At 68.5% G+C, this 12,830-nt stretch carries 12 protein-coding genes and 1 pseudogene; 10 read left to right on the plus strand and 3 right to left on the minus strand.

Translation table 11 applies throughout. The features are described 5' to 3' along the window. Positions 1-126 precede the first annotated feature (126 nt). On the minus strand, positions 127-366 hold the full coding sequence (locus AC07N1_RS22500) for a hypothetical protein (protein WP_494673815.1): 240 nt from the start codon (positions 364-366) through the stop codon (positions 127-129). Between the two features lie 24 nt (positions 367-390). After that, positions 391-1,230, minus strand: a complete 840-nt coding sequence (locus AC07N1_RS22505; RefSeq protein ID WP_494673816.1) for an ATP-binding protein — start codon at positions 1,228-1,230, stop codon at positions 391-393. Between the two features lie 138 nt (positions 1,231-1,368). Here AC07N1_RS22505 and yajC point away from each other — a divergent pair, with 138 nt between their 5' ends. The 7 genes and pseudogenes from yajC to AC07N1_RS22540 all read left to right on the plus strand — a co-directional run bounded on the left by yajC (position 1,369) and on the right by AC07N1_RS22540 (position 6,335). Continuing rightward, positions 1,369-1,677 carry a preprotein translocase subunit YajC gene (gene yajC, locus AC07N1_RS22510; protein ID WP_494673817.1) on the plus strand — a complete coding sequence of 103 codons (309 nt, stop codon included), beginning with the start codon at positions 1,369-1,371 and terminating at the stop codon, positions 1,675-1,677. Between the two features lie 61 nt (positions 1,678-1,738). Beyond that, the gene (gene secD, locus AC07N1_RS22515) at positions 1,739-3,331 is read left to right on the plus strand and encodes a protein translocase subunit SecD (protein ID WP_494673818.1); all 1,593 of its coding nucleotides are present in this window, start codon (positions 1,739-1,741) and stop codon (positions 3,329-3,331) included. A 12-nt stretch (positions 3,332-3,343) separates the two neighbouring features. After that, positions 3,344-4,300, plus strand: coding sequence for a protein translocase subunit SecF (gene secF, locus AC07N1_RS22520; RefSeq protein ID WP_494673819.1), 957 nt, complete (start codon positions 3,344-3,346; stop codon positions 4,298-4,300). Further along, a complete protein-coding gene (locus tag AC07N1_RS22525; RefSeq protein ID WP_494673820.1) occupies positions 4,297-4,668 on the plus strand; it encodes an Mth938-like domain-containing protein in 372 nt (123 codons plus the stop codon). The genes secF and AC07N1_RS22525 overlap by 4 nt, the downstream gene beginning before the upstream one ends. A 6-nt stretch (positions 4,669-4,674) precedes the next feature. Next, positions 4,675-4,818: pseudogene (locus tag AC07N1_RS22530) on the plus strand (hypothetical protein); the annotation flags it as partial. Between the two features lie 91 nt (positions 4,819-4,909). After that, positions 4,910-5,524, plus strand: a complete 615-nt coding sequence (locus AC07N1_RS22535; RefSeq protein ID WP_494673821.1) for a urate hydroxylase PuuD — start codon at positions 4,910-4,912, stop codon at positions 5,522-5,524. A 79-nt stretch (positions 5,525-5,603) separates the two neighbouring features. After that, a complete protein-coding gene (locus AC07N1_RS22540; protein WP_494673822.1) occupies positions 5,604-6,335 on the plus strand; it encodes a squalene/phytoene synthase family protein in 732 nt (243 codons plus the stop codon). Positions 6,336-6,499: 164 nt separating this feature from the next. Here the strand turns inward: AC07N1_RS22540 and AC07N1_RS22545 are convergent, their stop codons facing one another. Then, a complete protein-coding gene (locus tag AC07N1_RS22545) occupies positions 6,500-8,566 on the minus strand; it encodes a S9 family peptidase (protein WP_494673823.1) in 2,067 nt (688 codons plus the stop codon). A gap of 303 nt (positions 8,567-8,869) precedes the next feature. On the opposite strand from AC07N1_RS22545, the gene lpxC reads away from it, so the two are divergent. From lpxC to recN, 3 genes are all read left to right on the plus strand, one after another. Beyond that, positions 8,870-9,766, plus strand: coding sequence for a UDP-3-O-acyl-N-acetylglucosamine deacetylase (gene lpxC, locus AC07N1_RS22550; RefSeq protein ID WP_494673824.1), 897 nt, complete (start codon positions 8,870-8,872; stop codon positions 9,764-9,766). Positions 9,767-9,868: 102 nt separating this feature from the next. Further along, complete coding sequence (locus AC07N1_RS22555) at positions 9,869-10,798, plus strand: outer membrane protein assembly factor BamD (RefSeq protein WP_494673825.1); 930 nt, start codon at positions 9,869-9,871, stop codon at positions 10,796-10,798. A gap of 111 nt (positions 10,799-10,909) precedes the next feature. Further along, entirely contained in the window at positions 10,910-12,607 is a 1,698-nt protein-coding gene (recN, locus tag AC07N1_RS22560; protein ID WP_494673826.1) for a DNA repair protein RecN, read from the plus strand. Positions 12,608-12,830 lie beyond the last annotated feature (223 nt).

Consider the following 12,830-nt stretch of genomic DNA (forward strand, 5'->3'; position numbering starts at 1 on the left):
GTCGCCGCAAACGGCATGCTCAAATCCGGACAACCCTGGCAGAAGCCCGCTTGACCCAACACAGTCGCCGGATAAGCCCTCCGGGCTTTCCGGGATGACGATATAGGGGAAGGGGGCCGCTCGCCCTCAGTCCTCGTCGCCGTTCCGCCAGCGCCAGGGCGCGTCGCTGGTCTTCCAGGCGATCCAGACCACGCCCAGCGTGGCCGAGATCACCACGATCGACAGCGGAAGAGGGCGGCCGCCCAGGATCGCGGCGGCGGCGATCAGCAAGGCCAGATGGCCCGCCAGAACGACCCAGCCCTGCCAGGCGCAGGGCAATCCCGCGCCATAGCCGAACCGCTTGACCCTGAACCACGGCTTGGCCATGGCCGCGCCTCCCCCGATGTTTTCTTATGCGGGCAAATGTACGCCCAGTTCGCCGGCCAGGTCGCGCACGAACTGCCAGGCCACCCGGCCCGATCGTGCACCGCGCAGCTGCGACCATTGCAGGGCCCGGCGCTCCAGGTTCTCGACCTTCAGGCCGAAGCGCTCGGCATAGGTGTTGATCGCCGCCAGGTAGGTCGGCTGGTCCATGGGCGGGAAGCCGATCCACAGGCCGAAGCGGTCGGAGACGCTCATCTCCTCTTCGGCGTTCTCGGCCGAGGCGATGGCGCCCTGGCTCTCGGCGTGGTCGCGCGGCATCAGGTGGCGGCGGTTGGAGGTCGAGACGAACAGCACGTTCTCCGGCGGACCGGCCACGCCGCCTTCCAGCGCCGACTTCAGGGCCTTGGCCGCCGCCGCGCCGTCCTCGAACGACAGGTCGTCGCACAGCACCACGAAGCGCTCGCTCCGCACGCGCAGGGCGTCGAACAGCGGGGGCAGGGCGGCGACCTCGTCGCGATCCACCTCGACCAGCTTCAGGTCCGGATATTCGGCGCTCAGGGCCATGAAGGCCGACTTGGTCAGCGAGCTCTTGCCCGTGCCGCGCACGCCCCACAGCAGCACGTGGTTGCAGGGCAGGCCGGTGGCGAAGCGGCGCAGGTTCTGGATGAAGCGGTCCTTCTGGCGCTCGATCCCCACCAGCAGCTCGATGTCCATCGCGTAGTCGGGCGCGGGCAGGAAGGCGCCCGATACCGGCTCGTGACGGAACAGGCGCGCGCCCGAGAAGTCGAGGGCGGCGGGAGCGGGCGGGGCCAGGCGCTCCAGGGCGTCGGCGATGCGGGCGAGCAGGGGCAGGGCGGCTTCGGTCATGGCCACGCTCCTTACCCCCTCGCGCTCTCATTGCAAAAGGGCCCTCATTGCAAAAGGCCAGGTGAACGCATAGCTTCCGCCGACTTGGCGGGGGCCCTATTTCAGACCTCCCCGCCGCTTGAAATTCTTGGAGACGTTATGCCGAGCGATCCGAACGCGTTGATCCAGGCTTTTGGCCTGCCTGTGATCCTGATCGTGTTTTTCTACTTCATGATCCTGCGCCCGCAGCAGAAGCGTCAGAAAGAGCATCAGGCTACGATCAACAATCTGAAGCGCGGCGACAACGTCGTGCTGTCGAGCGGCGTGCTCGGCAAGGTCGTCCGCGTCGAGGAACGCGAAGTCGGCGTCGAGATCGCCCAGGGCGTCACCGTCAAGGTGCGCAAGGGCATGATCACCGAAGTCACGGCCAAGGGCGATCCTGCTCCGGCCAACGATCCGAAGAACTGAGTAAGATCAGGTCCAACTAGCCCGCCCTGGCGCCCCGGCGTCGTCGAGAGCCCCGTAGTCCATGCTGAGCCTATCCCGCTGGAAGATCGCCATCGTCACCTTGTCGGTGATCTTCGGCATCATCTTCACCCTGCCGAACCTGCTGCCGCAGAAGACGCTAGACGCCCTGCCGGGATGGGTTCCCAAGCAGAAGCTGAACCTCGGCCTCGACCTCCAGGGCGGGTCGTACCTCCTGTACGAGGTCGACACCGCCGCCCTGCGCAAGGAGCGCCTGGGCAACCTGGTCGAAGACACGCGCACCAGCCTGCGCACGGCCGGAATCAGCTTCAACGGCCTGGGTGAGTCGAACGGCGTCATCTCGGTTCGCATCGACGACGGCTCGAAAGTCGCCGCCGCCGTGACCGAGCTGAACAAGCTCGGCAGCCCGCTGCAGGGCACGCTGACCAAGGACGTCATCGTCTCGTCCAAGGCCGACCAGCGCATCGAGCTGAGCTTCGCGCCGGAAGCCGCCAAGGCCGACGCCGCCAAGGCCGTCGAACAGTCGATCGAGACCATCCGTCGCCGGATCGACAGCCTTGGCACCAAGGAACCGACGATCACCCGCCAAGGCGCTGATCGCATCGTCATCCAGGCCGCCGGCGAAAGCGATCCCGAGCGCCTGAAGGCCGTCATCGGCAAGACCGCCAAGCTGACCTTCCAGATGGTCGACGAAACCGTCACCCAGGAAGAAATGGCCTCGGGCCGCATGCCGCCGGGAGTCGTGCTGGTGCCGGGCGACGCCGTCCAGCCGTACTACGCCCTCAAGAAGCGCGCCGTCGTTTCGGGCGAGGAACTGGTCGACGCCCAGCAGGCGTTCGACGGCCAGAGCGGCCGTCCGGTGGTCTCGTTCCGCTTCAACGGTTCGGGCGCCCGCAAGTTCGGCGACGTCACCGCCCGCAACATCGGCAAGCGCTTCGCCATCGTCCTCGACAACAAGGTGATCTCCGCGCCGACCATCCAGACCCCGATCCTGGGCGGTTCCGGTCAGATCACCGGCAACTTCACGGTCGAAAGCGCCAGCGAACTGTCGCTGCTGCTGCGGTCGGGCGCGCTGCCGGCGCAGCTGAACATCGAAGAGCAACGCACCGTCGGCGCCGAACTGGGCGCGGACGCGGTGAAGGCCGGCGCCATCTCGCTGGCCATCGGCGCCGCGGCGATGTTCGTCTTCATCATCCTGGCCTACGGCCTGTTCGGCGTGTTCGCGGCCATGGCCCTGATCGCCAACGTGCTGCTGATCGTCGGCATCATGTCGTTCACCCAGGCGACCCTGACCTTCCCGGGCATCGCCGGCCTGATCCTGACGCTGGCCGTCGCCGTCGACGCCAACGTGCTGATCTACGAGCGCATGCGCGACGAGGCGGCCGCGGGACGATCGCCGATGTCGGCCGCCGACACCGGCTACCGGCTGGCGCTGGTGTCGATCCTCGACGCCAACATCACCAGCCTGATCTCGGCGGGCATCATGTTCAGCTTCGGCTCGGGTCCGGTGAAGGGCTTCGCCTGGACCTTGGCCATCGGCGTGTTCACCTCGCTGTTCACCGCCATCATCATCACTCAAGTGCTCATCGGTTGGTGGTTCAAGGCCACCAAGCCGAAGAAGCTGCCGATCGCGTAAGGATCAAAGCTCATGGCTGCTTGGCCCCTCATCCGCCTGATCCCGCGCTCGACCCACTACCGCTTCGTGCGGTGGGCGCCCGTCGCCGCCGTCATCTCGCTCGTGCTGATCCTCGGCTCCGGCGTGTCGTTCTTCACTCAGGGCCTGAACCTGGGCATCGACTTCAAGGGCGGCGTCGCCCTTGAGGCCCGCACGCCCGCGACCGCCCCCATCGACCTGGACAAGCTGCGCGCCGTCGCCAAGTCCACCGGCGCTCACGACGTGCAGGTCCAGGGCTTCGGCGCGCCGAACTCGGCGATGGTCCGCTTCCTGCCGACCGAGGGCGGCAACGCCACGCTCGAGGCCAACCGCATCAAGGGCGAGATCATCGCCAAGTTCCCCGGCATGACCATGCCGGCGCCGACCGTCATCGGCGCCAAGGTCTCGGGCGAGCTGCTGATGGGCGGCTTCAAGGCGCTGGGCATCGCCCTGCTGCTGATGCTCGGCTACATCTGGTTCCGCTTCCAGTGGCAGTTCGGCGTCGGCGCCGTCGTGGCCGTGTTCCACGACATCATCCTGACCCTGGGCGTGCTGTCGGTGATGCAGATCGAGTTCTCGATGACCTCGGTCGCGGCCCTGCTGACGGTCATCGGCTACTCGATGAACGAAAAGGTCATCACCTTCGACCGCCTCAAGGAAAATCTGCGCAAGTACAAGTCGACGCCGCTGCGCGAGATCATCGACCTGTCGGAGAACGAGCGTCTGTCGCGGACGATCATCACCGGCTCGACGGCGCTGCTGGCGCTGGGCGGCACGATGATCTTCGGCGGTCCGGTGCTGTTTCCGCTGGTCTTCACCATGGTGTTCGGCATCATCATCGGCACCTATTCGTCGATCTACATCGCCCTGCCGATCATCCTGGTCTGGGGCCTGAAGCGCGGCGACGAGGAAGCCAAGCCGATCAAGCTCGGCGCGGCCAGCCGGCCGTGAGCCAGGCGCTTACCCCCCGCCAGTCCCCGTCGATCGACGCCTGGGGCGGCGGCGGCTTCCGGGTCTCCGGCGTCTGGCGTCCCGGTTCGCTGCTGATCATCGACGATCAGCCGCTGGACTGGGGCGCGACCTCGCTGGCCGACCTCACCCCCGAAGCCTTCGCCCCGGTCTACGCCGCGGGCGGGGCGGTGGAGTTCGTGCTGCTGGGCGTCGGTTTGGCCAACGCCCTGCCGCCGCGCCCCGTGCGCGACGCCCTCAAGGCCGCGGGCCTGGGTCTCGAGTTCATGAGCACCGAGGCCGCCGCCCGCACCTACAACGTCCTGGCCAGCGAAGGCCGCCGGCTCGCCGCGGCGCTGATCTCGGTTTAGCGTCCAAAACTCCTCCCCCGTGAAACGGGGGAGGGGGACCGCGAAGCGGTGGAGGGGGCGAGTTCAAGCGCCGCGCTCTGTCACTCGCCCCCTCCGTCACGCCGCGTATCCGCAGCGCGCCACCTCCCCCGTTCTACGGGGGAGGAGTAGGGAGCTATCGCGAAGCGACTGAGGGGGTCGCTTCCCCGACTCTTCCGCAACCCCTATCCTGGCCGCCACGCAACGGCTTCAGGGGGCTGAATTGTCCGGGATCCTCACCAATTTCCGCAGCACCATCATCGTCAGCTTCATCCTGGCGCTGGTCATGGTGTTCGGCTTCGGGCACAGCCCCAGCGGCTTCCACGGGGCCTACTGGCAGGCGGTGTTCCGCTGGCTGCACGTGCTGTTCGGCATCCTGTGGATCGGGTTGCTCTACTACTTCAACTTCGTGCAGATCCGCGTGATGCCGACCATTCCCGCCGAGCTGAAGCCGGCGGTGACCAAGTACATCGCGCCCGAGGCCCTGTTCTGGTTCCGCTGGGCGGCCCTGGCGACCTGGCTGATGGGCATGGTCGTGGCCTTCAGCCGCGGCTACCTGATGGAAGCCATGACCCTGGGCGCCTGGCACGGCTACCAGCGCGGCGTCGACATGGGCTTCACCTTCATCGGCATGGGCATGTGGCTGGCGACGATCATGTTCCTGAACGTCTGGGGCGTGATCTGGCCCAACCAGAAGCGCGCCCTGGGCCTGGTGCCCGCCGACGACGAGACCAAGGCCAAGGCGGCCAGGCTCGCCATGCTGTTCTCGCGCATCAACACCCTGCTCAGCATCCCGATGCTGGTGACGATGACGATGTACCAGACGCTGTTCGGCTGATCGGCCCGACGGCTCGGATCAAGGCCCGCCCGACCGGCGGGCCTTTTTCTTTGGGTCTTACGGGGGCATAAGCCGCGCCATGTCCGCCGCCCCCGACAACCCCTACGATTCCGGCCTCGACGACCTGGTCCGCCGCATGGACCCGGATCGCTGGCTGGCCAGCCGCTTCGTCGCCGACCCGGCGGCGCGGGCCGACGCCGTGGCCCTGCTGGCCTTCAACTACGAACTGGCGCGGGTGGCGGGCGGCGTCACCAACGCCCTGATGGGCGAGATCCGCCTGACCTGGTGGCGCGAGGCGATGGAGGAACTGGCCGACGGCCGGGCGCCGCGCAAGCACCCCGCCGTCGAGGCCCTGGCCGCCTCCGGCGTCGATCCGCTGGCCCTGGGGCGGATGGCCGAGGCCCGACTGGCCGACCTTGAGGAAGCGCCCTTCGCCGACGAGGCCGCCGTGCTGGCCTATCTCGACGCCACCGCCGGCGCCCTGGCGGGCCTTGCCGCCAGACGCCTCGACCCCGCCGCCGATCCGGCGTCCGTGCGCGCCGCCGCCCGGGCCTACGGCCTGGCGGGCCTGTGGCGGCTGAAGCTGGCGGGCCGCTCGCGCCTGCCGTTCAAGTGGACCGCCGCCGACCTCCAGGCCCTGGTGGCCGGCCAGAAGACCGCCGCCCGCATCGAGCTCAAGGCCCTGCCGATCGCGGCCTTCCCGGCCGTCGCCGTCGCCGCCCTGGCGGGCGAGCAGTCGAGGGGGCGGCAGATGAGCGAACTCGAAAAAAAGGCCCGCCTGACCTGGTCGGTCGCGACGGGCCGGATCTGATTATTCCTCCCCCGAGCAGCCAAGCGAAACGGGGGAGGGGGACCGCGAAGCGGTGGGGGGGCGGCGGCGCGCACGGCGCTCTGTCACTCGCCCCCTCCGTCACGGCGCGTATCCGCGCCGCGCCACCTCCCCCGCTGCGCGAGGGAGGAGTTTGTTTCCGAGCCTTACTTCCCCGTCCATTCATTCAGCCAGCCCAGCACCTCGTCGTGCCACTGGACCGAGTTCTGGGCCTTCAGCACCCAGTGGTTCTCGTTGGGGAAGTACAGCAGCTTGCTGGGCACGCCCTTGCGCTGCAGGGCCGTGAAGGTGGCGATGCCTTCTTCCAGCGGCACGCGGAAGTCGTTCTGGCCCTGGACGACCAGGGTCGGCACGCTCCACTGCGCCACGTGGTCGGCCGGGTTGAACTTGGCGTAGGTGGTGTTGGGCTCCCACGGAGTTCCGCCGTTCTCCCACTCGCTGAACCACAGCTCCTCGGTCGAATAGCCCATGAAGCGGCTGTCGAAGATGCCGTCGTGGTTGACCAGGCACTTCCAGGGTTCTTTCCACTGGCTGGCGATCCAGTTGATCATGAAGCCGCCGTACGAGCCGCCCAGGGCACAGGCGCGGTCCTGGTCGAGGAAGGAATACTTCTGGGTCGCGAAGGCCCAGCCCTTCTGCAGGTCTTCCAGCGGGCGGTCGCCCCAGTGCTGGCTGATGGCGTCGGTGAAGCCCTGGCCGTAGCCGGTCGAGCCGTGGAAATCGATCATCACCACGGCGTAGCCGGCGCCGGCGTAGGTCTGGGCGTTCCAGCGGTAGTGGAAGAGGTTGCCGAACGAGCCCTGCGGGCCGCCGTGGATCAGGAAGGCCACCGGATACTTCTTCGACGGATCGAAGTTGGCGGGCTTCACGAGGTAGCCGTGCACGGTCTCGTCGTTCCAGCCCTTGAAGCTGAACTGCTCGGCCTCGCCCATGGCCACGCCGTCCAGCTTGTCGGCGTTGAGGCCGGTCAGCTTGATCGGAGCGCCTTTCGGAGCCAGGGCGTAGAGCTGGGCCGGAGTCTTCAGGTTGTCCTGGGCGATGACGGTGGAGCCGCCGGCGGCGCTGAACGCGCCGACATGGCCCTCGCCGGTCAGGGCCGCAGCCTTGCCCGTCTTGACGTCGATGGCGAACAGCCGGGTCTGACCCACGTCCTCGGCGGTCGTGTAGATGGTCTTGCCGTCGGCGCTGAAGGTGATCGACTGGGCCGAGCGGTCCCAGGCCGGGGCCACTTCACGCACCTTGCCGTTCTCGCGCACCATGATCCCGAAGCGGTCGGCCTCGAAGCCCGGACGCTTCATGGCCAGCCAGGCCTGCGTCTTGCCGTCCGGCGAGAAGGTCGGCTGGGCGTCCCAGGCCTTGTTGTCCTCGGTGAGGTTCGCAGGCTTGGCCGAGCCGTCGACCGGAACCGACCACAGGTCGTAGTTGGTCTGCCAGGGCTCGTCGCGGCCGGCGACCTTGGCCGAGAACACCACGGTCTTGCCGTCGGGGCTGATGGTGAAGTCCTCGTCGCCGCCGAAGGGCTTGGTCGGCGCGTCGCCGTCGAAGCCGGCCATCAGCGCCTTGGCCTCGCCGGAGGCGACGCCGGAATCGTCCAGCGTGTAGGCGTAGAGGTGGTTCTTCGTGCCGTCGTTCCAAGTGTCCCAGTGGCGGATGAACAGCTTGTCGTAGACCACGCCGGTCGTCTTCTGGGCCTTGCGGGCGTCCAGGCGGTCCTGGGTGCAGGCCAGGGTGGGGCAGTCGGGGAAGACGGCCTGGCTGATCACCACGGTCTTGCCGTCGGCCGACACCTTGAAGGCGCCGACGTCGAACGGGGCCTTGGTCACCTGGACGGCGGTCCCGCCGCTCGCATCGGTGCGGAACACCTGGTCGGAACCGGCGCGGCCCGACAGGAAGTAGATGCTCTTGCCGTCGGCCGACCAGCGGGCGCTGGAGACGCCGCCGTCCGACACCGCCAGGCGGCGCGGGGCGATCTTCGCCTTCAGGTCGGCGACCCACAGCGTGAACGAGGCCTTGTTGGCCGGCAGGTCCATGCTGCGCACCAGGTAGATCACCTGGCGGCCGTCCGGCGAAACCTTGGGCTCGCTGACGCGCTCGAGCGTGACCATGTCCTTGGCGGTGAAGCCTCGACCCTGGGCCAGGGCGGTCGGGGCGACCGCGAAGGCGGCGAGCGAAAGGGCGAGGGCGGAGGCGGCGATGCGCAAGGTCTTGGTCATGGAAGTCGTGGTCCAGGCGGCTCTGATGCCAGAAAACGCGCGGAGCCTAGCGGCGCCTTGCGTCCGATGCCAGGGGCGAGGGCAAAGGTTTCCGTGGGGGCGCAAGCGTGCTGCGGCGCCGTTCGCGAGCAAGGCGGAAATGGGGCGCTGAAATGGCGAAAACGCCTTATCCCACAAGGCCTTGAGTAGGTAACAATCAGAAACAGGACTTGCATTGCTGCGCCGCGGCGAAGCTCGTAGACGGTAAATGGGGACGAATAGGTGGCCGCCAGAGCCGCTCCCGGAATAGATCAAAGGTTTCTCGTGTCGGTTTCGCCTTATCATCAGCACACGGTCGCAGGACCGGTGATCTTCGCAGGGATCGGCCTGCACACGGGCGCGCACGTGCGCGTCGCCGTGCGCCCCGCCGCCCCCGACAGCGGGATCGTCTTCGTGCGCACCGACGTCCATGACCGCGACAACCGCGTGCCGGTTCGCGGCGACGCCGTGGTGCAGACCCAGCTGGGCACCGTCATCGCCAACGCCGCCGACGTGCGCGTCTCGACCATCGAGCACCTGATGGCCGCCCTGGCCGCCCTGTCGGTCGACAACTGCGTCGTCGAGCTCGACGGTCCCGAAGTGCCGATCATGGACGGCTCGTCCGAGCCCTTCGTGCAGATTCTCGACCGCGCCGGTCGCCGTCGGCAGGAAGCCGCGCGCCGCTACATCGAGATCCTGTCGCCGATCGAGGTGATCGAGGGCGACAAGCGCGCCACGCTGAGCCCGGCCGAGTCCTTCGAGGTGGCCTTCGAGATCGCCTTCGCCAGCAAGGCCATCGGCCGCCAGCGCGTCGACCTGGCCATCGATGAGGAAAGCTTCCGCAAGGAGCTGTCGAACTGCCGCACCTTCGGCTTCCTGCGCGAGGTCGAGGCCCTGCGCGACATCGGCCTGGCCCGCGGCGGCTCGATGGAGAACGCCGTGGTTATCGACGGCGACCGCGTGCTCAATCCCGAAGGCCTGCGCCGCTCGGACGAGTTCGTGCGCCACAAGGCCCTGGACGCCGTCGGCGACCTTTATGTCATCGGCGCTCCGATCCTTGGCAGGTTCGAAGGAATCCTGGCCGGACACGGCCTCAATAACGCCGCGGTTCGTGCGTTGATGGGGCAACCGCGCGCTTGGCGCTGGCGCGCCTATGCGCCGGAGCTCGCCGAAGCGGTCTGATCAATCGGGGGAACGCTCCCGCCGCTTCGGCTTTCGTTTGCGCCCGCATCGACGTGGTGTAGAAGCCTTGGTTCGGCGCGGGGGCGCGCTAATGCTTCTAGGGTGAGAGAGTCCGTGCTTCGCAAAATCTCGGGACGTTCGGCCGTTTCCATCATGGCCGTGCTCGCCGCCTTGTCGGTGACCGCCTGCGCCGGCAAACCGAAGAAGCCGACCCTCGTCTATGAGGAGCGTCCGGTCGAACTGCTGTATTCCACCGGCGCCAATCGCCTGGATCGCGGCAGCTGGAACGAAGCCGTCGACTACTTCCGCGAAGTCGAGCGTCAGCACCCCTATTCGGAATGGTCGCGCCGCTCGATCCTGATGACCGGCTACGCCCACTACATGGGCAACCAGTATTCCGAGGCGATCGGCGACGCCGACCGCTTCATCTCGCTGTATCCGGGCAATCCGTCGGCCTCGTACGCCTTCTATCTGAAGGCCGTCTGCTACTTCGAGCAGATCGTCGACGTGAACCGCGACCAGGCCGCCACCGAGCAGGCGCTCGGCGCCCTGCGCGACGTCGTCCAGCGCTATCCGAACAGCGAATACGCCCAGGACGCCCGCCTGAAGATCGACATGGTCAACGACCAGCTGGCCGGCAAGGAAATGGCCATCGGCCGCTGGTACCTGCGCGACGGCAAGACCCTGGCCGCCATCGGCCGCTTCAAGACCGTCGTCGACCGCCACCAGACCACCTCGCACACGCCCGAAGCCCTCTACCGCCTGGTCGAGGCCTATCTGACCCTGGGCCTCAACGAAGAGGCCAAGCGCAACGGCGCGGTGCTGGGCTACAACTTCCCGGGCGATCGCTGGTACGCCGACGCCTACAAGCTGCTGAACGACGCGGGCCTGAAGCCGGCCGTCGAGCCGCTGAAGGCCGGCAACAAGCGCAACCTTCTCGAGCGGGTCCTGACCCACGACAAGGAAACGACCCTCGCGCCTCCTGGCGAGAAGAAGAAAAAGAAGGGCCTCATGGGGGTCCTTGGGATGTAATCCCGTACAAGAGATTGGCGGGCCGTTGCAAAACGGCCCGTTTTTCTTTTGTTCTCAAAGGGCTGCTGCTCCCCCTTTAAAAAACTGCGATTCCCGGCGATCCTCGCGACCATGCTGATCGGTCTCTCCATCCGCGACGTGGTGCTCATCGAGAGCCTGGACCTGGCCATCGGGCCGGGCCTGACCGCGTTGACCGGTGAAACCGGGGCGGGCAAGTCGATCATCCTCGACGCCCTGGGCCTGGCCACCGGCGCCCGCGCCGACGCCGGCCTGGTGCGCCGCGGGGCGGCCGGCCATGCCAGCGCCACGGCCATCTTCGCCCTGGCCCCCGACCACCCCGCCTTCGCCTATCTCGACGACAAGGGCCTGGACTACGCCCGCGACGAGGATCTGGTGCTGCGCCGCCAGCTGTCGCCCGACGGCCGCAGCCGGGCTTTCGTCAACGACCAGGCCACCAGCGTCGGCGTGCTGAAGGATCTCGGGGCGCTGCTGCTCGAGGTGCACGGCCAGCACGAGACCGTCGGCCTGCTCGATCCGCGCACCCACCGCACCCTGCTGGACGCTTACGGCCAGGTCAGCGTCGGGGCCGTGTCCTCGGCCTGGAGCGGCTGGCGCGCCGCCCGCGAGGCCGCCGCCGAGCTGAAGGCCCTGTCCGACCGCGCCGCGGCCGAGACCGAGGAATTGACCCTCCGCCTGTCCGAACTCGACCGCCTCGACCCGCGCGACGGCGAAGAGGCGACCCTGGCCGAGGAACGGGCCCTGCTGGGCTCGGCCGAGAAGGCCCTGGCCGACATCGCCTCGGCCCAGGACGCCCTGGGCGGCGACAACCTGTCGGGCAAGCTGGCCTCGGCCTTCCGCGCCCTGGAACGCGCCCGCGACCGCGCCGCCAACGCCGGCGCTCCGGCCGACGGTCCGGCCATGACCCGCCTGGCCGCGGCCTGCGACTCCGTCGATCGCGCTCTCGTTGAGGCCCAGGAGGCCGCCGCCGCGATCGACGCGGCCGCCGAGAGCTTCGAGTTCGAGCCCGACCGCCTGGAGAAGACCGAGGAGCGGCTGTTCGCCCTGCGTGGCATGGCCCGCAAGCTGAACGTGCTGGTCGAGGACCTGCCGGCCGTCCGCGCCGACTTCGCCGCCCGCCTGCAGGCCATCGAGACCTCGGGCGAGGCCCTGGTCGCCGCCAAGGCCCAGGCCGCCGAGGCCCGCGAGGCCTATCTCTACGCCGCCGAAGCCCTGTCGGCCGAGCGCCGCGCCGCCGGCGACCGCCTGGCCAAGGCCGTCGAGGCCGAGCTTGGCCCGTTGAAGCTGGAAAAGGCCCGCTTCCGCGTCGCCCTCGACCGGCTCGACGAGGACAAGGCCGGCCCGACGGGCCTGGACCGCATCGCCTTCGAGATCTCGACCAACCCCGGCGCGCCGTTCGGCCCGATGGAGGCGATCGCCTCGGGCGGCGAACTGGCCCGCTTCGCCCTGGCCCTGAAGGCCGCCCTGGCGGCGAAAGGCGGCGGTCCCCAACCGCTGATGATCTTCGACGAAGTCGACCAGGGCGTTGGCGGCGCCGTGGCCGACGCCGTCGGCCTGCGCCTCAAGCGCCTGGCGGCCAACGCCCAGGTGCTGGTCGTCACCCACTCGGCCCAGGTCGCCGCTCGCGGCGACGCCCACTGGCGCATCTCCAAGTCCGGCGACGACACCTCGACGCGCACCAAGGTCGAGCCCCTGTCGCCCGCCGAACGCGAGGAAGAGATCGCGCGGATGCTGTCCGGCGCCGAAGTCACCGAGGCGGCGCGGGCTGCGGCGCGGGCGCTGATCGGTTAGCGCCGAGGAGCCCCCTGCGGCCCTCCGGGCCACCTCCCCCAGAGGGGGAGGATCCGGCGAGTCAGCGGATCAAGATGCTCCCCCTCTGGGGGAGCTGTCGCGGAGCGACTGAGGGGGAACCTCCCCCCATGGGGGAGGCGGCCGAAGGCCGGTGGGGGGCGTTTTCAGCTTCAACTGAGCGGGCCGATCTCGCAGCCACGCCCCCACCGATCGCTTCGCGATC

The organism is Caulobacter sp. GW821-FHT09B11 (assembly GCF_059418205.1).